Annotated in this window: 23 protein-coding genes; 8 read left to right on the forward strand and 15 right to left on the reverse strand. The window is 71.4% G+C overall.

Annotated features, from left to right (window positions below; all coding sequences use genetic code 11):
• The first annotated feature begins 14 nt into the window (after positions 1-14).
• Complete coding sequence (locus tag LXN57_RS21305; protein ID WP_251799928.1) at positions 15-1,391, forward strand: MFS transporter; 1,377 nt, start codon at positions 15-17, stop codon at positions 1,389-1,391.
• Positions 1,391-1,747 carry a GntR family transcriptional regulator gene (locus LXN57_RS21310; protein WP_251799929.1) on the forward strand — a complete coding sequence of 119 codons (357 nt, stop codon included), beginning with the start codon at positions 1,391-1,393 and terminating at the stop codon, positions 1,745-1,747. The genes LXN57_RS21305 and LXN57_RS21310 overlap by 1 nt, the downstream gene beginning before the upstream one ends.
• Before the next feature lie 7 nt (positions 1,748-1,754).
• Here the strand turns inward: LXN57_RS21310 and LXN57_RS21315 are convergent, their stop codons facing one another.
• Entirely contained in the window at positions 1,755-2,114 is a 360-nt protein-coding gene (locus LXN57_RS21315) for a VOC family protein (protein ID WP_251799930.1), read from the reverse strand.
• Positions 2,115-2,181: 67 nt separating this feature from the next.
• Positions 2,182-2,691 carry an NUDIX hydrolase gene (locus LXN57_RS21320; protein WP_251799931.1) on the reverse strand — a complete coding sequence of 170 codons (510 nt, stop codon included), beginning with the start codon at positions 2,689-2,691 and terminating at the stop codon, positions 2,182-2,184.
• 87 nt (positions 2,692-2,778) lie between these two features.
• On the opposite strand from LXN57_RS21320, the gene LXN57_RS21325 reads away from it, so the two are divergent.
• Positions 2,779-3,948: a hypothetical protein gene (locus tag LXN57_RS21325; protein WP_251799932.1), complete on the forward strand. Its 1,170-nt coding sequence runs from the start codon at positions 2,779-2,781 to the stop codon at positions 3,946-3,948.
• A 45-nt stretch (positions 3,949-3,993) separates the two neighbouring features.
• On the opposite strand, the gene LXN57_RS21330 is transcribed toward LXN57_RS21325, so the two are convergent.
• From LXN57_RS21330 to LXN57_RS21345, 4 genes are read right to left on the reverse strand one after another with little or no spacing between them, the layout of a single operon-like run.
• Positions 3,994-4,923 carry a DUF3626 domain-containing protein gene (locus LXN57_RS21330; RefSeq protein WP_251799933.1) on the reverse strand — a complete coding sequence of 310 codons (930 nt, stop codon included), beginning with the start codon at positions 4,921-4,923 and terminating at the stop codon, positions 3,994-3,996.
• Positions 4,920-5,756 (reverse strand): undecaprenyl-diphosphate phosphatase, encoded by an 837-nt coding sequence (locus LXN57_RS21335; protein WP_251799934.1) that lies wholly within the window; start codon positions 5,754-5,756, stop codon positions 4,920-4,922. The genes LXN57_RS21330 and LXN57_RS21335 overlap by 4 nt, the downstream gene beginning before the upstream one ends.
• A gap of 56 nt (positions 5,757-5,812) precedes the next feature.
• Entirely contained in the window at positions 5,813-6,742 is a 930-nt protein-coding gene (locus LXN57_RS21340) for a tyrosine-type recombinase/integrase (RefSeq protein WP_251799935.1), read from the reverse strand.
• Positions 6,743-6,754: 12 nt separating this feature from the next.
• Complete coding sequence (locus tag LXN57_RS21345; protein WP_251799936.1) at positions 6,755-8,293, reverse strand: ABC-F family ATP-binding cassette domain-containing protein; 1,539 nt, start codon at positions 8,291-8,293, stop codon at positions 6,755-6,757.
• Positions 8,294-8,750: 457 nt separating this feature from the next.
• Here LXN57_RS21345 and LXN57_RS21350 point away from each other — a divergent pair, with 457 nt between their 5' ends.
• From LXN57_RS21350 to LXN57_RS21360, 3 genes are read left to right on the forward strand one after another with little or no spacing between them, the layout of a single operon-like run.
• The gene (locus LXN57_RS21350) at positions 8,751-10,472 is read left to right on the forward strand and encodes an IucA/IucC family protein (protein ID WP_251799937.1); all 1,722 of its coding nucleotides are present in this window, start codon (positions 8,751-8,753) and stop codon (positions 10,470-10,472) included.
• Positions 10,469-11,953, forward strand: a complete 1,485-nt coding sequence (locus LXN57_RS21355; RefSeq protein ID WP_251799938.1) for an IucA/IucC family protein — start codon at positions 10,469-10,471, stop codon at positions 11,951-11,953. The genes LXN57_RS21350 and LXN57_RS21355 overlap by 4 nt, the downstream gene beginning before the upstream one ends.
• Positions 11,940-13,055 (forward strand): alanine racemase, encoded by a 1,116-nt coding sequence (locus LXN57_RS21360; protein ID WP_251799939.1) that lies wholly within the window; start codon positions 11,940-11,942, stop codon positions 13,053-13,055. Before LXN57_RS21355 ends, LXN57_RS21360 begins: the two co-directional genes overlap by 14 nt.
• A gap of 51 nt (positions 13,056-13,106) precedes the next feature.
• On the opposite strand, the gene LXN57_RS21365 is transcribed toward LXN57_RS21360, so the two are convergent.
• Positions 13,107-13,610 (reverse strand): nucleoside deaminase, encoded by a 504-nt coding sequence (locus LXN57_RS21365; RefSeq protein WP_251799940.1) that lies wholly within the window; start codon positions 13,608-13,610, stop codon positions 13,107-13,109.
• Here LXN57_RS21365 and LXN57_RS21370 point away from each other — a divergent pair.
• Positions 13,609-14,349 carry a VOC family protein gene (locus tag LXN57_RS21370; RefSeq protein WP_251799941.1) on the forward strand — a complete coding sequence of 247 codons (741 nt, stop codon included), beginning with the start codon at positions 13,609-13,611 and terminating at the stop codon, positions 14,347-14,349. The genes LXN57_RS21365 and LXN57_RS21370 overlap by 2 nt on opposite strands.
• A 49-nt stretch (positions 14,350-14,398) precedes the next feature.
• On the opposite strand, the gene LXN57_RS21375 is transcribed toward LXN57_RS21370, so the two are convergent.
• The 5 genes from LXN57_RS21375 to alr are packed head-to-tail and all read right to left on the reverse strand — an operon-like array spanning position 14,399 to position 19,389.
• Positions 14,399-15,073, reverse strand: a complete 675-nt coding sequence (locus LXN57_RS21375) for a response regulator (RefSeq protein WP_251799942.1) — start codon at positions 15,071-15,073, stop codon at positions 14,399-14,401.
• Positions 15,070-16,308, reverse strand: coding sequence for a sensor histidine kinase (locus LXN57_RS21380; RefSeq protein ID WP_251799943.1), 1,239 nt, complete (start codon positions 16,306-16,308; stop codon positions 15,070-15,072). The genes LXN57_RS21375 and LXN57_RS21380 overlap by 4 nt, the downstream gene beginning before the upstream one ends.
• Before the next feature lie 11 nt (positions 16,309-16,319).
• A complete protein-coding gene (locus tag LXN57_RS21385; RefSeq protein WP_251799944.1) occupies positions 16,320-17,303 on the reverse strand; it encodes an acyltransferase family protein in 984 nt (327 codons plus the stop codon).
• Positions 17,300-18,253 carry a D-alanine--D-alanine ligase family protein gene (locus tag LXN57_RS21390; protein WP_251799945.1) on the reverse strand — a complete coding sequence of 318 codons (954 nt, stop codon included), beginning with the start codon at positions 18,251-18,253 and terminating at the stop codon, positions 17,300-17,302. Before LXN57_RS21390 ends, LXN57_RS21385 begins: the two co-directional genes overlap by 4 nt.
• Entirely contained in the window at positions 18,247-19,389 is a 1,143-nt protein-coding gene (alr, locus tag LXN57_RS21395) for an alanine racemase (protein WP_251799946.1), read from the reverse strand. Before alr ends, LXN57_RS21390 begins: the two co-directional genes overlap by 7 nt.
• A 127-nt stretch (positions 19,390-19,516) precedes the next feature.
• On the opposite strand from alr, the gene LXN57_RS21400 reads away from it, so the two are divergent.
• Complete coding sequence (locus LXN57_RS21400; RefSeq protein ID WP_251799947.1) at positions 19,517-20,182, forward strand: DUF6518 family protein; 666 nt, start codon at positions 19,517-19,519, stop codon at positions 20,180-20,182.
• A gap of 208 nt (positions 20,183-20,390) precedes the next feature.
• Here LXN57_RS21400 and LXN57_RS21405 read toward each other — a convergent pair whose 3' ends face one another.
• The 3 genes from LXN57_RS21405 to def all read right to left on the reverse strand — a co-directional run bounded on the left by LXN57_RS21405 (position 20,391) and on the right by def (position 22,392).
• Complete coding sequence (locus tag LXN57_RS21405) at positions 20,391-20,933, reverse strand: histidine phosphatase family protein (protein WP_251799948.1); 543 nt, start codon at positions 20,931-20,933, stop codon at positions 20,391-20,393.
• Between the two features lie 144 nt (positions 20,934-21,077).
• Positions 21,078-21,764, reverse strand: a complete 687-nt coding sequence (locus tag LXN57_RS21410) for a TetR family transcriptional regulator (protein WP_251799949.1) — start codon at positions 21,762-21,764, stop codon at positions 21,078-21,080.
• A 127-nt stretch (positions 21,765-21,891) separates the two neighbouring features.
• Entirely contained in the window at positions 21,892-22,392 is a 501-nt protein-coding gene (gene def / locus LXN57_RS21415; protein WP_251799950.1) for a peptide deformylase, read from the reverse strand.
• Between the last annotated feature and the right edge of the window lie 23 nt (positions 22,393-22,415).

The following is a 22,415-nucleotide window of genomic DNA, read 5'->3' on the forward strand; positions in this document are numbered from 1 at the left end:
TGGAGCCGAAACCCATGGCCGCACCCGGCACCGACCTGACCCCGGCGACCGCACGCCGGGAACGCACCGGCTGGTACTTCTACGACTGGGCCAACTCGGCCTTCTCGACGACCGTCCTGACCGTCTTCCTCGGCCCGTTCCTCACCACGGTCACCGAGATCGCCGCCGGCTGCCCGCTGGGCACCGACGACTGCACCGGCCGGGTCCACCCGTTCGGGATCACCGTCGCCGCCGGCTCCTTCTACCCGTACGTCGTGTCGCTGTCGGTGCTGCTCACCGTGTTCGTCCTGCCCATCATGGGGGCCATCGCCGACCGCGCCCCGCGCAAGAAGCCGCTGCTGGCCGGGGCTGCGTTCCTGGGCGCCGGCGCCACCGTCGCCATGGTGTTCGTGACCGGCGACCGCTATCTGCTCGGCGGGTTGCTGTTCCTGATCGCCAACATCGCGTTCGGCGCGGCCGTGGTCGTCTACAACTCGTTCCTGCCCCAACTGGCCGCCCCCGACGACCGGGACAAGGTGTCGTCGCGCGGGTGGGCGCTGGGCTACCTGGGCGGCGGGCTGCTGCTGGCCGCGAACCTGGTCGCCGTGATGCTGCTGTCGGTCGACGGCGACGACCAGCGCACCCTGGACATCGCCCGGTTCTGCATCGTCAGCGCCGGCGTGTGGTGGGCCGTCTTCACCCTCGTCCCGCTGCGCTGGCTCAAGGAACACCCGGCCGCCGGGGCCGCCACGACCCGCGGCAACGTGCTCACCGACGGCTTCAAGCAGCTCGGCCACACGCTGCGCAGCCTGAAGGCGTACCCGTTGACGTTGTTCTTCCTGCTGGCCTATCTCATCTACAACGACGGCATCCAGACCGTCATCGCGCTGGCCGCCCAGTTCGGCAGCGAGGAACTCGATCTCGAGCAGTCCACCCTGATCGTGACCATCCTGATCGTGCAGTTCCTGGCCTTCGGCGGCGCGCTGGCCCTGGGCGCTCTGGCCGCCCGCATCGGCGCCCGCAAGACGGTCCTGCTCAGCCTGGCCCTGTGGCTGGTGGTCATCGTCGCCGCGTACTGGCTGCCGGCCGGCGAACCCCTGCCGTTCATGCTGCTCGGCGCGGGCATCGGCATCGTCCTGGGCGGCAGCCAGGCGCTCAGCCGCAGCCTGTTCTCCCAGCTCATCCCCCACGGCAAGGAGGGCGAGTACTACGGCTTCTACGAGATCAGCGACAAGGGCACCAGCTGGCTCGGCCCGCTGCTGTTCGGCCTGATCTTCCAGCTCACGAACAGCTACCGGCTCGGCATCATCTCGCTGATCGTGTTCTTCGTGGTCGGCGGCGTCCTGCTGGCCTTCGTGCCGATCCGCCGCGCCATCACCGCCGTCGGCAACACACCCCCCAGACTGCTCTGATGGACATCACCATCGACGCCGGCTCGGCCACCCCACCGTACGAGCAGGTGCGGTTGCGCATCGCCGCTCTGGCCGCGTCCGGCGACCTCGCCGCGGGGGAAAAGCTTCCCCCCGTACGAGCCTTGGCCGCGGACCTGGGTCTGGCGGCGAACACGGTGGCCCGGGCGTACCGGGAACTCGAACTGGCCGGCCTCGTGGAGACACGGGGCCGGCTCGGCACGGTCGTCACCGCCCGTGCGGCCGGCACCTCGGTCCAGGCTCAGAAGGCCGCCCAGGCGTACGCCGAGAAGGTGGCGGGCCTGGGCGTGCCACCCGAGACAGCGCTGGCGCTGGTGCGGGCGGCCCTGGGCCTTTAGCCACGCCTCAGAGCCACCGGGTCAGGTTGAGCATGTTGCCGTCGGGGTCGTGGACGTGGGCGACCCGCTGACCCCACGGCATGTCGTGGGGTTGTCCGGGCACGGTGCCACCGGCCGACTCGACCGTGGGCAGCAGCGCGTCGACGTCCTCGACGTCGGCGCTGAGGAGGATCCGCACCGGAGCGCCGATCTCGGTCTTCTCCTCCTGCACGATGCCTAGCGTGCTCGTGCCGATCCGCAGCTCGACGTAGAACTCGGCGCCCTGCTCGGGTACGCGCAGGGATTGCGTGGCGCCGAGCACCGTCTCGTAGAAGGCGCGCAGCCGGGGCAGGTCGGGTGTGCTGGCGATGGGTTGGATCGAGGTCATGGCTCTCCTTCAGGCAGACGGTCTCCTGGGGTAGACCGTGCGCCCTCCGGAAACTCATCGGCCGTCGTCAGAGTCCGTGAGTACCGCCGAACTCCTCGTGCGTATCGCCGGGCTCGGCGTACCAGGCCGGGGCGTCCGGGTCGGCGGTCGTGCGGATGCGCAGCCTGGTCAGCCCGCCCACCGGGGGCAACTCGTCCGGGGCGAACCAGCCCACGTCCAGGGACTCGTCACCGTCGGGGCGGGCCTCGCCGCCGACCGCACGGCAGCGGAACCACACGGCCAGGTACGAGCACTGGTCGCCGTTGGGATACTCGGTCTCGTGCACGGCCACGCCGGCCAGGCGCTCGATCTCGGCGACGATCCCCGTCTCCTCGGTGATCTCGCGCAGGATGGCCTCGGCCGGCTGTTCGCCCGGTTCGATCATGCCGGCCGGAAGCGACCACTGACCGTTGTCGGAGCGCTGGAGCAGCAGGACGCGGCCCTGGTCGTCGCGGACCACGGCGCCGGCGCCGGGCAGCAGGAGCAGGTCGTGTCCGATGTGCTTGCGCATCCGTGTCACGTATTCGGGAACTGGCATGCCGCAAACGCTAGATGATCATCGCAAACCGGTCTCACCCTAACGGGCTATGGCCGGGCGTCACCGCCCGTCGGTACGCTGCCGCGCGTGCTTCGCCTGATCAGCGCCGCGGCCGCCGTCGCCGCCACTGTCGCCCTCGTCCCGGCTGCGGCCCACGCCGCCGCGCCTGTGGCCGGATTCAGTCTGTCCGCACCCGACCTCGGGTTCTCGACCACGGGCGCCTACCTGCCGATCGTGCTGCGCACCCACCACGTCAAGCCGAAACAGATCACCAACGTGCGGATCATCCTGGACGCGACCGGAATCGAGGGGTTGGGCACGGTCGCCGTGCCCGGCGTGTGCGGCACCACCGGCCGGCCCGTCGCCTGCGAGGTGGGCACGCTCGACGCGCCCGACGGGTACGCCCTGCCGCAGCTTCTCCTGCAGGCCACCGAGGGCGTCGCCGCGAGCCGGTCCGGCAAACTGAAGATCACCGTCACCGGCGACGGGCTGGGCACGCTGGTCACCACTCCGACGGTCACCGTCGACGAGGTCCGCCTGATCGTGCGGTGGCGCGACAGCAGCACCGAGAAGCCCGGCTCCCTGCTCGAAGCGCCGATCCGGATCTCCAACGCCGGCCCCGAAGCGGTCCGCGGGGCCGTGGTGCGTTTCGACGCCGACCCGGCAGCCCTGCGGTGGCTGCTCGGCTACGAGAACTGCTGGCCCGTGGCCGGCGGCACCGTGGTGTGCGAACTGCGCGACGTCGTACTCAGCTCGATCCCTTACCAGGAGCTGTCCGAACCTGCCCTGAAGGTCGACGACGACGCCCGCAACGGCCGCTACCTGGCTCGCACGACCTGGTGGGCCGGCAGCAGCGCCGACAACGTGGCCCGGGTCCTGATCCCCGACGCCGAGGCCAGGCCCGGACGGCCGGCGCTGAAACTGACCACGCCCCCGCAGGACGACTGCTGCGGCACCCCCACCTCGCCCCCGACCGCCGGCATGTCATGGACCTCCACCGCCGAGATGCGGGTGCAGGTCGAAGGCGGCACCGAAAGCCCGGGCACACCGACCTCGACGCCCACCTCGCCGGTGGAGACCCCGCCCGGCCGGCCCGGCGACGACATCGGCGCGCCCACGCCGGCGCCCGGCCAAGGCGGTGGCCTGCCGATCACCGGCGCCAACACCGTGCCGACCGGCGCCGCCGGTGGGGTGCTCCTGGCCGCCGGTGTGCTCGCGTTCGCCTGGACCCGTCGCCGCACCCGGTTCACTGCCTGACGTGGACGAATCACCCGCCTACGCGGACATCCCCACGGAATTCGCCTAGCCGAGCATCACCAGGATGTGCCACGCGTACTTGAGCAGTTGCAGCACCTCGGCCTGGGTGCCGAACGCCGCCCACGTGTGCGGCTCGTGGGTGGCCCGGCCCACCACGGCGGCATCCAGCACGTCGCGGTCGTAGTGGTCGGCCACCGCACGAGCCAGCGGGGGCAGCTCGGGGCCCTTCAGGTCGGCCGGGAAGTCATCGGCGGGCAGCGCGAAACCGGGAGCCCACCGCAACTCCGGGCCCAAGGCGCGCAGTTGCGCCTCCACCGCCGTACCGCGGAAGGAAGGGTCGGCCACGACGGCCGCGACATCCTCGCTCAGGGTGACGCCGCCGTGGATCTGGGCCTCCACGTAATGGTCCATCGCCCGCCCGGGCTCCGAACGGCCGGCGGCCAGCGCGCGCACCCACTCGGCCGGCGACACCGCGGACAGGTTGAGCGCGCTGCCGGTGCGGGACACCTCGTCCAGCAGGGCCGCCCACACCGCACCGAACGTGGCCGACGTGCCGAACACCGTCGGCTCGGTGAAGCTGTCGCCGTGACTGAACGTCGCCCGCGCCGCCACGTGCGGAGCCAGCACCAGATGGCAGCTGCCGAACCGCGGGGACGCCCCGTCCGGATAACCGGCCAGGTTCAGCGCGCCGTAGACCGGACGGCCCGCGTCACCGGAGTACACACCCGGGAACATGCGCTGCTCCCACACGTCACGGTCACCACCCGCGTACGCGGTCAGACCGCCGTTGGAGATGCGCGTCTCGAACTGCGAGCGGTACACGCCCTCCGCCGCCAGATGCTCGGCGACCGTACGCCCGTCGGCCAGCAACCTGTCCGGGTGGAAATTCACCGTGACCGGCGCACCGAGCTCCGGCCCCGCCTCGGGAAACAACTCCCGCACGTACGCCAGAGCCCGCCGCGCCGCCGGGGTCACTTCGGCTCGATCGTGTTCGTCGCCAGCAGCACCATCAGGATCACGCCCAGCGCCACCCGGTAGTAGATGAAAACGCTGTACGAGTGCCGCGACACGAACCGCAGCAGCCAGTTCACCGAGAAGTAGGCCACCACGAAACTCACGGCCGTCGCGATCAGCGTGTTCGTCCAGCCCACACCGGCCGAGATGTTGCCGGCCTCCTCATAACCCTGCAGGATCGACGCGCCCAGCAACGCCGGGATCGACAGGAAGAACGACAGCTTCGTCACCGTCACCCGGTCGAAGTCACGCAGCAGACCGGCCGACATCGTCGCCCCCGACCGGGACACGCCCGGAATCAGCGCCATGCACTGCACCACGCCGATGATCAGCGAATCCTTCCAGGTCACGTCCTCCTCGTGACGCACCTGGGTGGCCGCGTGGTCGGCGAACGCCATCACCCCGGACCACAGGATCAGCGCCCCCGCCACGAACCACAGGCTGCGCAGCGTCGTCTCCACCTGATCCTTGAACAACAGGGCCACGATCACGATCGGGATGGCGCCCAGCAACACCGCCCACCCGAACCGGAAATCCGCGTTGTCCCGCTTCGCCTTGTTGAACATCCCGGCCAGGAACGCCGGCACCACCCGCGCGATGTCCTTGCGCAGGAAGATGATCGTCGCCAGCACCGCGCCCGACTGGATGATCACCGTGAACGCCGTGATCGCCGGATCGTCGATCCGGTACCCCAGCAGCTTCTCCAGAATCGTCAGGTGGCCGGTGCTCGACACGGGCAGGAACTCGGTGAAGCCCTCAACGGCGCCGAGCAGCACCGCTTCGAAGATGTTCAAACCCCGACCGCCTCTTTCATCCGCCTTTTTACCGCGGCCGAGCATAGGCGGCGCCGTCATCCCCCGGCGCGGCGGGCACGCGCCGCGGCGATCATGTAGGCCGGATCACGGTCCAGGTTGTGCCGGTCCCGATCGTACCGGCGGGTCGTCCGAGGATCGGCGTGACCCATCGCGTCCTGCACATCCTCCAGCGGCACACCCTCGGCCCGGGCCGCCGTGGCGAACGCGTGCCGCAACGAGTGCGGCGACAACCTGTCCGCCTCCGGGATACCCGCCTCGGCCGCCAGGCGCCGCAACAGCCGGAACACCGCATGCCGATCCAAACGCCCACCGGTCGACGTCCGGAACACCGGCCCGTCGGAATCCCCGCGCACCGCCAGATAGGCGTCCAGCGCCTGCGACGCGGCCGGGGTCAGCGCCCGCCGCCGCGCCTTCCCGCCCTTACCGACGAACCGCACCGTCCGGTGCCCCCGCTCCCAGCCCAGATCACCCAGATCCAGGCCGACCAGCTCACCGACCCGCAGACCCAGATCAGCCAGGATCGTCATCACCGCGTGGTGCCGCGGACCCGCCGCCCGCGCCCGATCGAGCAGCGCGTCGACCTCCTCCGGCGACAGCCCCAACGTCGCCGAATGATCCCGCGACACGTAGGGCCGGTCCGCGCCCGCCACCGGATTCGCGTCGAGCGCCCGGATCTTCATCAGGAAGTCGTACCAACTCGACAGCGCCGACAACTTACGGGCCACCGTCGACGGCGCCAGGCTCTGCGCCTCCAACCCCCGCGCGTACGCGTTCACGTCGAGAAACGACACCCGCAGCGGATCCGCGCCCCGCTCGGCACACCACGCCAGCCACCCCGACACATCCCGCCGGTACGCCGCCCGCGTGTGCTCCGACAACCGGCGGTTCGCCAGCCACGCCTCGGTGACCTGCTCCGCCGGCCCACCGACCGACAGCTCCCCACCCTGCCTCGGCACCAGCTGCATGCGCCCATCGTGTCAGCTTTCGATCACCGCGCCGTCCGCGACATGCCAGCGCCGCCCGAACCCGACCGACTCCGCGAAGAACCGGTCGTGCGTCACCACCAGCAACGTCCCCTGGTACCGGCGCAACGCCTCCTCGATCACGTCCAGCGCGTCCAGATCCAGGAAGTTCGTCGGCTCGTCCAGCAACAACACCCGCGCCGGACTGTTCACCAGCACGGCCAGCAGCAACCGCCGCAACTCCCCCGCCGACAAACTGGCCAGCCGCGCGTCCCACTGATCCGGCCCGAACTGATGCCCCGCCAGGAGCCTCTCGGCGTCGTCCAGATACACCGGCACCCGCGACCGGAAGAACTCCATCACCGTCGCCGCGGAGCGCAGCCCGTCGGTCGTCTGCGGCAACACAGCCGTGTCATCGCTCTCCAACGCCCGCAGCAACGTCGTCTTCCCCGCCCCGTTACGCCCGGTGATCAAAATGCGGTCACCGCGCCGCACCTCCACATCCACCCGGTCAAGCAGCACCCGGTCACCGGCCGTCCTGCACAGCCCGCGAGCCTTCAGCACCACCTCACCCGGATCCGCCTGATCAGCCGGAAAAGCCAAAGTCAGAGGCGGGCGCGTACGAGGCTCGGCGATCCACTGCACCGACTCCATCTGCCGCCGCAGCCGCCGCTCCCGCACCTTCGCCTTACGCGCCACCAACCGCGCCACCCGCCGCAGATGCGGACCGGCCACCCCCAGCCCCGAAGCGTTCTCGACACCCCGCGAGAACTCCTTCGTCCGCTCGATGTCCGCCTCCCACCGCCGGCGGTCCTTCTCCTGCGCCACGAAATCCAGCAGCAACCGCTCCCACCGCCGCTGCTTCTCCGCCCGGTACGCCGAATAGCCGCCACCCGGATAGTCCTGCACCTCGGTGTCGATGCCGTCCAACTCCAGCACCCGCGACACCACAGCATCCAGAAACGCCCGGTCGTGACTGACGGTCAGAACCCCGCCCGCGTACGCCTGCAGCCAGCCCTGCAACCAGGCCACACCCTCGGCATCCAGGTGATTGGTCGGCTCGTCGAGCAACAGCACATCCGGCTCGTCCAGCAGCGCCCGCGCCAGCAACAACCGCGCCTGCTCACCGCCGCTGACCTCAGCCAGCGTCAGATCATCGGGCAACTCCGCGATGTCCAGCCGCTGCCGGATCTCCGCGATCCGAGCCTCCGCCGACCAGCCCTCCAGAGCAGTCCACCGCTCCTGCGCCACCCCGAACTCGGCCAGCACGTCATCACCGTCAGCCAGACGCGGCTCGAGCTGCCGCATCGTCCGCGTCACCACCGCCAGCTCACCGAGACCCCCGGTCAGGAACTCGCCGACCGAACCCCGCGGATCAGGCATCTGCTGCGCCACATAGCCGATCCGGCTGCCCGGACCGTACGTCACACTGCCCGACTGCGGCCGCAACTCCCCGGCCAGCACCCGCAACAACGTCGACTTGCCCGCGCCGTTCGGCCCGACGATCCCGATCCGGTCACCGTCGGAGACCACCAGATCGAACCCGGCGAACAACGGATCACCGTCATGGGAACAACTGAGATTGACAGCCTTCAACAAGGGGCCCTCCACGGGCGAGACACCGACAGGGACACATCACCCGCACATCAGCGGGGCGATTCACCAAGGTCGGGTCGCTATCACATGAAGAAGGCACTCCCAGCAAACGGCAACAGGTCCGACGCCCACAATGCCCCGCCCCCGCCACCCCCGCAACCGAAATAGCCCCGCGGTCACCGACTTCCGGCTGCGGACCTACCTCGGACCTACTTCGGCACGACGAGGCCGGCCGAATCGAAGTGGGGATGTCGTTGATTCCTTTTGGTTTTCAGGGTTTTGGCTGGTGGGGTGCGCCGGTGTCGAGGCGCACATCGCGTAAGCCGTCCTAGGATGGTGCTGTGGTTACTGCGTTCTCGCTCACGCCGGGCCGCCCCGAGGAGATCTTGCCGGCGCGGTGCGGAGAATTGACGGCGTGCCGCGATCCTCTGGAAGCGCCGCGCCGTACCGGCACACCGCCGGTCCGCATCGGACACGTCAGGACCTTGCCGTCCTCCGGCCCGATCTGGTCGCGCGCTACGACGCCGAACTGCCCGGTGCGCGCGCGGCCGTTCTCGCCCGGCTGCTCGGCGCTGTCGACCGCGAGCCTCTCCCCGGCCTGACCGTCCGCCGTCCCGGTGAGGCGACCTTCGCCGTTGCCCTTCCGAGCGCGACGACGACCACGGGCGGCGACGTCGTGGCGACGCAGAGCGTGCTCAGTGACATGGAGACCCCCGACGGCGCTGGTGCGGTCGCCGCGCAGCTCAGGGCAGCCGTTCCTGCCCCGGCTGTCGTGACTGTGCGCTACCCGGCCGAGGCCGCGCGCCCGTTCGCCGTCGCGACGGTCGGCCTCGCGGCCGAGGTCACGATCAACGCGCCGGCCAACGCCCGTGCAGACGAACACACCGGCATCCGGACAAGCGTGGTTGCGGATCCGGCGGATCTCGTACGGCTGTTGTGGGCTGACGTGCCCCTGGTCGCCGAGATCGACAACAGCGTCGCCAACCTGGCGCTGGCACGGGCCGACCGGCCGGAGCAACGCCTGCCCGCGCCGGGTGGCGCCGACGCGCTCGGCCGCACCGAGCAGCTCGTCACCGACGGGCACCCCCTGCACCCCTGCTGCCGCACCCGTGGCGGCATGAGTGTGGCCGACGTCCTCGCGTACGCCCCGGAACACTCCCCCGTCATCCGCCTGCGACGCCTGCGCGTGCCCCGGGACCGCTGGTACGGCACCGCCGCGCCCATCCTCTTCGCGCACCCCTGGCAGGCGGCCCGGCTGGTCGACCGTTACCCGTGGCTCACCCCGGACGGCTGGTCCGATCCCGTCCGGCCGTTGATGTCGTTGCGTACCGTCGCGCCCGTGGACGGGGGCCCGCACATCAAGACCGCGGTCGGCGTGCAGATGACCAGCGCGGTACGGACCGTCTCGGCGGCCGCCGTGCACAACGGGCCCGTTCTGTCGCGGCTGTTGCGGCGGCTCACGGCCGACCAGCCGATCGAGATCCTGGCCGAGATCGCCGCCGGGGCGGTCGTCGTCGACGGCGTCCCGCAGCGCCACCTCGCCCACGTCATCCGGGAGGCTCCGCAGCTCGGGCCGGGTGAGCTGGCGGTGCCACTGGCCGTGCTGGCGGCCGTGCCGGTGCCGGTCGGGGATCCGTACGCGTGGTGGGAAAGGTTCTCCGGCCTGTTCTTCGGGCCGGTGACCCGGGTGCTGGCACGCGGCGTCGCGCTGGAGGCGCACGGCCAGAACACGCTGGTCGTGCTGGCGGGCAACCAGCCGACCCGCATCCTCTACCGCGACCTCGGGGGCGTGCGGGTCAGCGCCTCGCGACTGCGCGCCTCCGGCCTGGAACCGCCCGCGCTGCTCGGCGACCTGCCCAGCGACGACCCGGCCGAGCTGCGCACGAAGCTGGCCGCGTCCGCGTTCGGCACCGTCGCGGCCGAGCTGATCGCCATGTTCACCCGCACGCTGGAAACCGATCCGGACCGGCTGTGGGGCATTGCCGCCCGGGCCGTCCGCGCCACCGGTAGCGAGGACGTCCCGCACCTGCTTCGCGACCCCCTGCCCGTGAAGGCCACGACCGCGATGCGGCTGGCCACCGATCCGCTCGACGACCGATGGGCCCTGCTCCCCAACCCGATGGCGGCACACGCATGAACAAGACCCTGCGCCCGGAACGGATCGCGCACACCGAGGCCGCCCTGGCCGTCCACGCCCCGCACCTGGTGCCCGGCTTCCTGGCGGCGTTACCCGAGGCGGCCGACACGGTGGGGCGGCGGCTGCGCGGCGCTCTCGTCCGCGAGGGGCTGCGGGACATGGGCCCGGGCGAGCGGCACGGCTTCGGCCGCGTCGAGTATCCGAGCGCGGGCGCCGGCGACCCGGTCGAGCTGCTGGGCGACATCGACGCCCCCGGGTTCGTGGCCGAGCTGCGCAACGCGGTGATGAACCTGGCCATCGCGATGGCCCGGCCCCGCCCGCCGGTCGGCGACGACCCGGACGAGCAGGCCATCGGCCTGGAACGGCTGGCCGTGGCCGGGCACAACCTGCACCCCTGCGGGCGTACGCGGCTCGGCTGGGACACCGGCGACGTCCTCGCGCACGACCTGGAGACGGAGAAGACCCGCATCGGTTTCGTGGCCGTCCGCGAACGGCTGCTCGTCGGCGACGACGTCTTCCCCGAGGTCGCCAAGCCCGCCGGATACGCGGTGCAGCCCGTCCACGCCTGGCAGCGCGACAACGTGCTGGCCGAGCGCTACAGCGACCTGCTGCGCAGCAAGGACCTGGTCATCCTGGACGAGGAGCGCGACGCCGTCCCCACCGCGGCCCTGCGCACCCTGCTGCTGCCGGGCACCGGGCAGTACCTGAAGGTGTCGCTCGACATCCAGGTCACCTCGACCCGGCGCAGCATCAGCGTGGCCAGCACCCGCAACGGCCCGGCCGTGTCGGCCCTGCTGCACCGGCTGACCGCCGGTGAGGAACGGCTGCTCCTGATGGCCGAGACCGCGGGCGCGGCCGTGCCCGTCGGGTCCGGGCGCGACCTGTCGGCCATCCGCCGCGACGGCCTCGCCGGGCGGCTCCAGCCCGGCGAGCGTGCCATCCCGGGCGGGGCGCTGCCGCTGCTGCTCGGCGAACTGGTCACCGGGGATCCGGGCGAGTGGCTCCGGTCGTACGCGGAACTGGTCGTGCCGCCCCTGATGCGGCTCACCGCGCAGGGCGTCGCGCTCGAGGCCCACCTGCAGAACTGCCTGCCCACGTTCCTCGGCGGGCGCCCGCACCGGCTGGCCCTGCGCGACTTCGCCGGTCTGCGCCTGCACCGGCCCCGGCTCGCCGCGGGCGGCCACGAGATCGACCTCTGGCCCGGCTCGGTGGTGGGCGCCGACGACCTCGACGTGTTCCGCGCCAAGATCGGCTACACGCTGTTCCAGGCCCACCTTGGCGAACTGGTGCTGCGGCTCGACCTCGACGAGGACCGGGCGTGGCGGATCATCCGGTCCGTCCTCGACGAGCACACGGCCGGCGACGACCACGCCGCGTTCACCGCGCCCACCGCCCTGCACAAGGCCCTCGTGCGGATGCGGCTGGCCGGCGAGGGCGACATCTACGTGCCCGTGCGGAACCCGCTGCATGCGCCCGCCTGACCACGTCGTCCGGGCGCTGCTCGAGCTGCCCCGCCCGGTCTGCGCCTACGTCTACGACACGGCCGCGCTGCGCGCGAGAACGGCGACGGTCCGGGCGAGCCTCCCGGTTCCAGCTTCCCTTCTGTACGCGGTGAAGGCGAACGGACATCCGGCGGTGCTCACCACCCTGGCCGCCGACGCCGACGGGCTGGAAGTGGCCTCCGGCGGCGAGCTGAACCTCGCGCTGGCAGCCGGCGCGCGCCGCATCGTGTTCGGCGGCCCGGCCAAGACCGACGCCGAGCTGAGCGCCGCCCTCGACGCCGGGGTGCAGATCAACGCCGAGAGCGTCCACGAACTGCACCGCATCGCCGCACTGCGCCCCGGCGCCGAGGTCGTGCTGCGCGTCAACCGGCCCGGCCACGCCCTGACCGGCAGCCACACGATGACCGGCGTGCCCACCCCGTTCGGCGTCGACGAGGCCCAGCTGCCGGCCGCGCTGGCGGTCCCCGGCGTCCGCATCATCGGGTTCCACCTGCACGCCGTCTCCAACAACCTCGACGGCCAGGCCCACGCCGCCTTCGTGCGGGAGTCCCTGCGCTGGTCGCTGGCCACCGGCATCAACCCGCGCGTGGTCAACGTGGGCGGCGGCTTCGGCGTCGACTACCTGTCCGACGCCACCATCGACCTCACGCCGCTGCGGTCGATCACCGTACCGGCCGGTGTGGACCTCGTCTTCGAACCCGGCCGCCTGCTCGCCGCCGACGCCGGCTGGTACGCGGCCACCGTCATCGACGTGAAGACCAACCACGGCCGCACCTTCGCCGTGCTCCGCGGCGGCACCCACCACTTCCGCCTGCCCGCCGCGTGGGGCTACGACCACCCGTTCACCGTCGTCCCGGTCGACGACTGGCCCCACCCCTACCCGCGCCCCGCCGCCACCGACACGGCCGTGGACGCCGTCGGCGAACTCTGCACCCCGCGCGACGTCCTCAGCCGCGGGCAGCACGTCGCCTCGGTCCGCGCCCGCGACCTGCTCGTCTTCGGCCGCACCGGCGCCTACGGCTGGGACATCTCCCACCACGACTTCCTGCGCCACGACCCGCCCGAGTTCGTCATCCTGTAAGCCTCGCCGCCCACCGTTCGTCATGCCGCGAGCGTCGCCGCTCCCCGTTGGTCACCCCGCGAGCGTCGCCGCCCACCGGCGGAATCCCGACTCGGGCGCGCGGTCGCAGTAGCGGCGGAACTGGTCGCGCACCTCGTCGCGGCGCAGACCGCCGACGATGACCGGCGGGCGGTACCAGGGCAGATCGGCGCTCACCGGCCGAGCCGCCACCGCGGCGCTCCCGCCGTCCGCGGGTGACTCCAGCCCGTAGTACACCTCGTCGACCTTCAACGCCATCGCCGCGCCCAGACACATCAGGCACGGCTCCAGATTGACGGCCAGGCGCAGGGGGTGCTTTCGCGGCCGCCAGCCCAGCGCCTCGTCGGCCGCGGTCATCGCCAGCAGGTCGGCGTGCACGAGCCGCCGCCCCAGCGAGACGTCGCGGGTGTACGCGCTCGCGATGATCTCGCCGCCCGTCTCGACCACGGCGCCGATCGGCAACTCCCCGGCCGCCATGCCCGCCTCGGCGACCTCGATCGCGGCGGCCAGCAGAGTGGACCCTAAGGTGGACGGCATGGCGATGCGACTCCCTCAGGTGAACTTCAAGGCCAGGGACAACGTGGCGCTCGGCCAATTCTGGGCCGACGCCCTCGGCTGGGTCACCTCCCAGGAAGAAGGACCCGGCGTCACCAACGTCACGCCCGCGAACTTCGACTGGCCCGACCCCAGCGCCGTCTGCATCGACTTCGTCATCGTCGAAGACCCGGAACCGATTCGCTACCGCGTGCACCTCGACCTCGCCACCCGCTCCGAGGCGCATCAGGCCGAGCTGGTCGCCCGCCTCCGGGAGCTCGGCGCGACACCGGCCGACATCGGCCAGGGCGACGTGCCGTGGGTTGTGCTGGCCGACCCCGAAGGCAACCTGTTCTGCGTGCTGGAACCCCGGGAGAACTACCCCTACGACCAGACCGGTCCGATCGCCGCGGTCGTCGTCAACTGTGCCGACCCGCGCGCCCAGGCCCGGTTCTGGGGCGAGGCCACCGCCTGGACCACGCACGCGGCCAACGACGACTTCGCGTCGTTGCGCTCCGCCCAGGGCGTCGGGCCCTACCTGGAATTCATCCGCACCACCGGCGAGCCCGGCCGCGTCCACCTCGACCTGCTGCCGTACCGCGCCGAGGACCAGCCGGCCGAGATCGCCCGGCTCGAAGCCCTCGGCGCGAGACCGGCCGACGTCGGCCAGGGCGACGTCGCGTGGGCCGTCATGGCCGATCCGGAAGGCAACCCGTTCTGCGTCCTGAGGCCGGCTTCGTAGCTACGCCGCGAGCAGCTCGTCGGTCGTGGGCGATCGGCCGCACACCCCCTCAGTTGCCCTTGTGGACCAAGCCGTGTTCATGCGCGAACACCACGATCTGTACGCGATCACGCAGGGACAGCTTGCGCAGAATCGCCCCGACGTGGGTTTTGACCGTGGACTCGCCGGCGAACACGTGTGCGGCGATCTCGACGTTGGACAGGCCTTTCGCCACGGCAACAAATATCGCGCGTTCCTTCTCGGTCAGGCTGAGGTAGGCGTCGGGGACCGGTGAGTGTGCCGGGAACTGCGCCTCTATCAACGTCGACAGTTCCGCGGGGGCGAGCACGGCGTTGCCGATGTGCACGCTGCGGATCGCGTCGCGGAGCATGGCCGGTGTCGCGTCCTTGAGCAGGAATCCACTGGCGCCGTACCGGATGGCGGCCGCTGCCCGGTCGTCGAGGTCGAAGGTGGTGAGAATGAGGACGCGCACGACATGCTGCCGTTCCTCGGTCCGCTGCGGCGACAGGATCTGCCGGGTTGCTTCGACGCCGTCGACGGCCGGCATGCGCACATCCATCAGAACGACGTCCGGGTGCAGTTCGTCGGTCCGGCGCACGGCCTCGGCGCCGTCGGCGGCCTCACCGACGACGGTCATGCCGTCCTGCGCATCGATGATGACTTTGAGACCGGCGCGGAAGAGTTCCTGATCGTCTGCCAGCAGGACGCGGATGGGCGGTGTCACGGCTGCCTGCTCACGGGGATCCGGGCGGTGACGGCGAAGACGTCGCCGCGTCTCTCGGCCTCCAGCCGCCCGCCGACGGCCTGCAGGCGTTCGCGCATGCCGGTGAGTCCGCGCCCGGGGCTGAACGGCGTATCCGCTTCCGCGCCGTTGCGGACCTCGATGCTCAGATCGGTTTCGCCGGGCCGGTGCGGCCAGTGCCGGTGGACGACGATCGCGCCGCCCCGACGGCCGTGCCTGATGGCGTTGGTCAGCATCTCCTGCAAGGCACGGACGGCGGCGGTGGCCTGATGCGGCGCCAGCGGCAACGGCGTACCGGCCTGGGTCGAGATGATGTCCAGTCCGCCCGAGGCGAGGTCGTCGATCAGCCGGTCCAGTTCCCCGGCGGCTGGCACGTCGCGGGTGGCGGTGAGCACCTCACGGATGTCGTGCAGGGATCGGCGCGCGGAGGTGGCGACCGTGGCGAAGGTGGTCTTGAGTGCGGCCGGGTCATCGGGCAGGTACTGCGCCGACTCCGCCTGGGCGAGGATCACGGTCAAGGAGTGCCCCACCACGTCATGCACGTCGCGGGCCAGGCGGGCCTGTTGCTCGCGGAGTTCGGCGATCTGCTGGGCCTGCGCGCGGCCCGCCTCGGCCCGGACGATCTCGGTGTGCGCCGACGCGGCCCGGGTACGGGCATCCTGCGAGATCCGCACGGCGAGGCCCAGCAACCACGGCACGAAGAGCACCAGGGTGAGCACGCCGGTGGCGCTCAGCCGCCAGTCCTCGCCGAGGAGGCTGAGCCCGTCGGCCAGCCGGTCCAGATCGGTCACCCCGAAGAGCGCGTCGACGATGGCGTTGTCGAGGAACCGCACGGCGATGTACGCGCCGACAGTCAGCGACAGTCCGCTGAACACCAGCGTCATGGAACCACCCCACCGCGCGGCGCCGAAGATGATGACGAGCACGGCCGCCTGGGTGAGCAGGACCGGAGCGGTGACGCTGTCGCGCAGCACGGCCCACAGCTGAAGGCTTACCGTTGCCCACACCAGCAGGACGGCCGGCCCCGGCGCCCGCCGGATCGCGCCGATCGCGGCCGCGGTGCCCGCCGCCACGGCGAGACCGTCGGGAGCCACTCCCACCGAGGGTGGCCGGCTCCCCACCAGCTCGGCCACCGCCAGCAGGAACACGACCAGGCCCGCCGTCAGATCCGGCAGCAACCCGCGCATCATGCCGGAGCCCGCCGTCAGATCCGCCAACCACCGGCGCATCATGCCGGGGTCCGCCGCCGCAGGCGCATGACGGGCCGCTCGACGAGGTGCCAACTGAGGGCCGCGGCCAGGATCGTCCCGCTGATCGCGAGGATGGCTGCGACCGGCCCGCCCAGCGGCCGCAGCAGCAGCGTGAGCGGATAGTTCCACAGGTACGCGCCGTAGGAGACGGTGCCTAGCCACACCAGCGGGCGCAGCGCAGTGTGGTGCACGCTGGTCCACCGGCGCCAGTGCAGCACCAGGGCCCCCGTGAGCGCGGCGATGACCGGACCTCCCAGCAGATAGGTGAGAACGTGACCCCGCAATGGAAGCATGCTGAGCACGGCCAGGGCGGCAAGAGCCACCGCCGGGGCCCATCCGGGTACGCAGAGCCGGGCCTGGTGGATCCGTACCGCCGAACCGGAGAGGAAGCACGCCGCCCAGGTCGTCGGCAGCGAGTAGGCGGCATCGGGCGCAGTGTGCAGCCAGGCCACGGTCAGCGCGCATGTCAGTAGCGCAACGATGGTGGCGGCCACCAACAGCCGGGTCAGGCTGCCCCGTCGCCAGGCCACGGCGACCAGCACGGGCCACAGCAGGTAGAACTGCTCCTCGACGGCGAGGGTCCAGAGGTGGAAGGTGGCGTCGCTACCATGCCCGAACGGGAGATCGCCGGTGAAGGTCAACGCGGCCAGCACCGTACGGTGCAGCAGCGCCCGGTCGCCGAACGGATCGACCACGATGGTGACCACGGCGACAGCCGTCACCAGCACGACCAGCGCGGGCACCAGCCTCCGGGCCCGGCGCAGGTAGAAGCGCCGCAACCGCACCCTGCCGTGACGGGCCAGGTCGCGCTCCAGCACGCCGGTGATGAGGTAGCCGCTGAGCGCGAAGAACATCACCACTCCGGTCACCCCCGCACCGGTGAACACGCCCGGCCAGGTGTGTCGCAGGATGACCAGAGCGACCGCGATACCGCGCAACAGATCCAGTCCGTCGCTCCTCACGACCGCCCGGCCAGCGCGTCACCGACGAGCAGGTCGAGCAACATCGGGTACGCCGTCCCGGCCGCGGCGAACATTCTCGGCACCTGCGAGTGCTCGGTGAATCCCGGCGCGGTGTTGACCTCGTTGAGCACCGGCCCGGCCGGCGTCAGGAAGAAGTCGATCCGGGCGACACCGCCGCAGCCCAGCGCTTCGTACATCAACAGCGCCGCGTGTTCCAGCGCCGCCCGCTCGTCCGTCGTCAGCGGCGCGGGTACGAGGAACCGCGCGGATCCGTCGTACTTCGCTGTGTAGTCGAAGAAGCCGTCGACCGCGATCTCCAGCGCCGGTGACACCACCCGGGTCCCGTCCGCGCGGCCGAGTACCGCCACGTCGATCTCCCGGCCCGTGATCACGTCCTCCACCAGGATCCGATCGTCGAACGACAGCGCTGACCGCACCGCCGGGCCCAGACCGGCCGGCTCGGACACCAGGGTGACCCCCTGACTGGACCCGGCGGCGACCGGCTTGACCACGACCGGGCCGGTCCATCGGTACTGCTCGGCGGTGGCCGCGGTCAGCACCACTCCAGGGGCTGTCGCGATGCCCTCAGCCTCGGCGATCACCTTCGTGGCCCACTTGTCCATGGCGAGGGCACCGGCCTGCACCCCGGAACCCGCGTAGGGCACGCCGGCGAACTCCAGGAGCGCCGCGAGACTGCCGTCCTCGCCCCGCAGGCCGTGGACCATGGGCACAGCCACGTCGCAGCCGGCCAGCACCTTGACCGCCGCGGCCAGATTCACGACCGGACCCGCGCCCTCCCGCCACCGGCCGTCGCGCTCGATGGTGAGCCGAACGACGTCGTAGCGACCGGGGTCGAGGGCGTTGGCGACGGCGGCCGCCGACGCCAGGGAGACGTCGTGCTCCCCGCTGCGGCCGCCACCGATGACCGCGACCCGGATCGGCGTCACCACGCCGCCAGCTCGCGTGCTGTGCGGCGGACCCGGCTGCCGACGCCCGTCACGACCTCGTGCTCGATGGTGCCCGCCCAGCGCGCCCAGTCCGCCACGGTCGGCTCGCCGGCATCCCCCGGCCCGAACACGGTGACGACCTCTCCGGGTATCACCGCCGTCTCCCCCACGTCAGTCTCCCCCACGTCGACGACGAACTGGTCCATCGACATCCGGCCGACGATCGGCCGGCGTTCACCGCGGACGAGCACCTGCCCGCCCGGAACAGCGGCTCGGGGAAGCCCATCGGCGTAGCCGATCGGCACCAGTGCGAGCGTGGTCCGCCGGGGCGCCCGCCACGTGTGGCCGTACCCCACCGGTGTGCCGGCCGTCACCTCGCGCACTGCCACGACGGGTGCCGTCAAGGTCATCGCGGGCCGTAGCGCCGTCCGGCCGGACGGATCGATGCCGACGAGCCCGGCGCCCACCCGGACCAGTTCGAAGTGACTGGCCGGATCCGTCAGTGCGGCAGCCGTCGCAGCGAGATGCCGCAGCGACGGGCGCAGGCCGTGACGGTGCGCGAGCGCGCAACCACGCAGGAATGCCGCTCTGCCCGCGCGGTTGGCCGCATCCGCCGGATCGTCGGCACATGCCAGGTGACCCATCACCCCGACGACGCGGACGTGGCCTGCGATCTCGGCGCGCCGCAGCGACGCGCACAGCGCATCCCAGTCCGCCGGTGGCGCACCGTCGCGGGCCAGCCCGGTGTCCAGATGCAGGTGTACCCGCGCCCGGCCGCCGTGAGCGGCGATACGGTCCAGGTGGGCGACGCTCGCGACGGTCAGGTCGATGTCATGGTGTACGGCGGCGGCGACGTCCACCTCGACGGGATTGAGCCAGCTCAACACGGGTGCCCGCAGACCCGCTTCGCGCAGCGGCATCGCCTCGGCCAGACTCGTCACGCCGAGCCAGGTGGCACCGCCGTCCAGTGCGGCGCGGGCCACGTCCACCGCGTCGTGACCGAAACCATCCGCCTTCACCACCGCCATGACCTGAGCTCGGGTCCGGCTGCGCACGATCTGGACATTGGCGGCTATCGCTGCGGGATCCACCGTCAGCGACGCGGCGTGCCGCACCGCGGTTTCCAACACATCGACCATGATCCGATGATCGACTCGGGACCCGGGCGGCGGCCTCCTCCTCAGGTGCCGGCAACCGGTTCTCAGGTATCGCGATGATGGCCTCAAGATCGATGTCGTGTGCGGTGCGGTTTGACAGTCTGTCCTCATGACGACAATCGACCATGAGGTACGACGGCCGCACCGCGGCCTGACCGCCACGGTCCTGACCACGGTGGCCTGCGGGATTCTGCTCGGCGTGGTAGACCTGCTGCTCCAGCGCAGTCTGCCGTATCCCTGGGCGAACCTGGCGAACTCCAGTGCCGTCTGGGCGCTCGGCGCGTTCGGCATCGGCCGGTGGCTACGCGCCGGCTGGTGGCGGTCCGCTCTCGCCGGAATCGTGCTGCTGGTCGTCGCCGTCGAGGCGTACTACCTCGCGGCGGTCGTCCTGCTGAACGACAACGCCCAGATCCTGTGGTCCCCGACGGCGAGGATGTGGCTGTTCCTCGGAGTCCTCGCCGGCGCTCTCTTCGGCGCAGCCGGTGGGCTGAGCCGCGACGCGCGACCGTGGCTGCGGGTCGTCGCCATTGCCATGCCTGGCGCGGTGCTGCTCGCCGAAGCGGCCATGCTCGTCAACCGCAGCGACAACCCCGGCGGCGGACCACACTACCGGACCGACAGCCTGCAGACCGCCGCGATCGAGGCCGTCCTCGGCGTCACCCTGATCCTGCTCATCGCACCAACCCACCGGGTGCGGCTCCAGGCGCTCGCCGCCGCGACGGCGCTCGCCGCGATCGGCTTCGCCGGGTTCACCGTCGCGGGCTTCGGCAACTGACCCGCCGGCGAGCCGACCGGCTCGTCGCCGGCGGAGTGGGCCTGTACGAGGTTCGGTGTTGAGGGCGGCCCGCAGGGTCGCTCTTCCGCTGTGCCTTCGATCTCGGCGCGCCAAGCATCCTAGGATGGATCCCGTTTCTCTCTTCGCACCGAGGGCGGCGCCTCAGTCTGGTTGGACGCTCAGAACCCTTGCCGATCCGGGGGTCCGGTTACGGCGACTGCAGCTGGTACTCCCAGCCTTCGCGCCAGCCGAAATCGGCCGCGATGAGCTGCTCCAGCGGAATCCCGTCGATCAGGTGGTCCAGTGCCCAGCGGGTCGCGACGTGGCCGATGACCAGAATGCGCTCGCCCTCCCAGCGGGTCGGCACGTCGGTCAGGAAGCGGCCGACGCGTTCGACCGCCTGCCGCCAGCTCTCCCCACCGGGATACGCCTGGTCCAGGTACCACTCGCGGTGCTCGTGCAGTTCGGCGCCCGGCATGCCGTTGCCCGTGCCGTAGTCGCACTCGCGGAGCCGCCAATCGTGGAGGACCGGGATCGCGCTGCCCGCGAACGCGATCTCCGCGGTCTCGGCCGCCCGGCGCAGGTCGGAGGTGAAGACCGCCGCGATGCCGTCGTCGCGCCGGCGTTGCCCCAGTTCGGTGGCCAGCTGCCGGCCACGTTCCGACAACCGGCCGGGCAGCCAGCCGGTTGCGATCCCGCGGTCGTTGTCCTCGCTCCAGGAGTGGGTCTCGAAGACGATCCCGGTCGGCATCGGCACAGGATAGGCCACGCGCTACCGACGGTCCGGGGGGACAGGAAGCGATACCGGCGTCGGCAGCCGGTCGGTGCACCGAGGAGAGGGCAGACGACCTGATCGGTGAGCCGGCGGTCAGGAAGAGGTCAACGACCTGATCGGTCAGGCGGCTGTCAGGGCGCCACCCAGGAAGAGGTCGATGACCTGGCCGGGTGACAGGGGCGACCTGTCTTTCTCCCGGGTCGGCGCTGCCATCTGGCACAGCATGAGGAAGGCCTCGGCGAGGGCTATGACGGGCAGCCGCAGGCGTTCGGCCTCCGGCTGCAGCAGCCGCGCCACGGCCCGCCGGGCTTCTGGCTGGGCGCTCATGAACCGGATGTTTTCATCGGCCGACGACCGGGCGCCGGCCGCGACGGCGGTTGCCGTGCCCGCGCGGATGCCCTCTTCGAAGGCAGCCATCTCGGCCCGGACGCGGCGGTGGTAGTCGTCGATGACGCCGAGCACCTCGGCCAGGCGATCGGCCAGCGGCTGATCCACGCGGATCGCGTCCAGCCTCGCCAACTCCGCGGTGGCGTCGAACATCGCGCTCATCTGCGCCGTCATCATGGCCACACAGGCCCGCAGGACCGCTTCCTTGTCGGGGAAGACGGCCAGCAACTCGGCCTCGCCGATGCCCGCCGCCTCCGCTATCCGCGCGGTGGTCAACGTGTCGTACTCGCCGATCAGAGGCATGGTGGCGAGCACAACGGACTGACGCAGCTGGTCGGTGCTGGTGTCGTACTCGCCGATCAGAGGCATGGTGGCGAGCACAACGGACTGACGCAGCTGGTCGGTGCTGGTGTCGTCCATCGGACCCCCTCGGTGCGCCGGGCCCCCACCGTACGAGGTCCACGCTTGCCGCCGGGCTGCTGATCGTTCTCCGGTCGCCCCGCCGGGATGACCGGCCAGGTTCAGGGCACCCGCACGCCGCGAGCGGTCAGCGGGCGGGCGGGGCGGGACGGACCCGGCGCAGCTCGCGCAGGGCCTGGCGGCGGACGTCGCCGGTGAGGGTGTCGATGTAGAGAGTGCCGTTCAGGTGGTCCGTCTCGTGCTGCAGGGCGCGGGCCAGGAAGCCGGTGCCGTGGATGGTCAGCGGCTCACCGTTGCGGTCGAAGCCGGTCGCGGTCACCGACAGGGCCCGCTTCGTCGGGAAGTACAGGCCGGGGATGGACAGGCAGCCCTCGTCGTCGTCCTGCTCGCCCTCGAACTCGGTCAGCGCCGGGTTGATCAGGTGGCCGATGACGCCGTCGACGTTGTACGAGAAGGCCCGCAGGCTCACGCCGATCTGGGGCGCGGCGACGCCGGCCCGGCCGGGCTCGCGAACCGTGTCCTCGAGGTCGTCGATCAGGGCTCGCAACCCGGCGTCGAACGAGGTGACCGGGTCGGCCTCGGTGCGCAGGACCGGGTCGCCGAAGATTCTGATGGGCCGCACTGACATGCGGAAAAGGCTATCCGGCCGGG

The sequence above is a fragment of the Paractinoplanes hotanensis genome, from assembly GCF_023717965.1.
Taxonomy (GTDB): Bacteria; Actinomycetota; Actinomycetes; order Mycobacteriales; family Micromonosporaceae; genus Actinoplanes; species Actinoplanes polyasparticus.

Excerpts from the sequence above, each read along its gene's own strand:
- LXN57_RS21305 (WP_251799928.1), top strand. The coding sequence starts at position 15 with ATGGCCGCACCCGGCACCGACCTGACCCCGGCGACCGCACGCCGGGAA.
- LXN57_RS21310 (WP_251799929.1), top strand. The coding sequence starts at position 1,391 with ATGGACATCACCATCGACGCCGGCTCGGCCACCCCACCGTACGAGCAG.
- LXN57_RS21315 (WP_251799930.1), bottom strand. The coding sequence starts at position 2,114 with ATGACCTCGATCCAACCCATCGCCAGCACACCCGACCTGCCCCGGCTG.
- LXN57_RS21320 (WP_251799931.1), bottom strand. The coding sequence starts at position 2,691 with ATGCCAGTTCCCGAATACGTGACACGGATGCGCAAGCACATCGGACAC.
- LXN57_RS21340 (WP_251799935.1), bottom strand. The coding sequence starts at position 6,742 with ATGCAGCTGGTGCCGAGGCAGGGTGGGGAGCTGTCGGTCGGTGGGCCG.
- LXN57_RS21355 (WP_251799938.1), top strand. The coding sequence starts at position 10,469 with ATGAACAAGACCCTGCGCCCGGAACGGATCGCGCACACCGAGGCCGCC.
- LXN57_RS21360 (WP_251799939.1), top strand. The coding sequence starts at position 11,940 with ATGCGCCCGCCTGACCACGTCGTCCGGGCGCTGCTCGAGCTGCCCCGC.
- LXN57_RS21370 (WP_251799941.1), top strand. The coding sequence starts at position 13,609 with ATGGCGATGCGACTCCCTCAGGTGAACTTCAAGGCCAGGGACAACGTG.
- LXN57_RS21365 (WP_251799940.1), bottom strand. The coding sequence starts at position 13,610 with ATGCCGTCCACCTTAGGGTCCACTCTGCTGGCCGCCGCGATCGAGGTC.
- alr (WP_251799946.1), bottom strand. The coding sequence starts at position 19,389 with ATGGTCGATGTGTTGGAAACCGCGGTGCGGCACGCCGCGTCGCTGACG.
- LXN57_RS21400 (WP_251799947.1), top strand. The coding sequence starts at position 19,517 with ATGACGACAATCGACCATGAGGTACGACGGCCGCACCGCGGCCTGACC.
- LXN57_RS21405 (WP_251799948.1), bottom strand. The coding sequence starts at position 20,933 with ATGCCGACCGGGATCGTCTTCGAGACCCACTCCTGGAGCGAGGACAAC.
- LXN57_RS21410 (WP_251799949.1), bottom strand. The coding sequence starts at position 21,764 with ATGGACGACACCAGCACCGACCAGCTGCGTCAGTCCGTTGTGCTCGCC.
- def (WP_251799950.1), bottom strand. The coding sequence starts at position 22,392 with ATGTCAGTGCGGCCCATCAGAATCTTCGGCGACCCGGTCCTGCGCACC.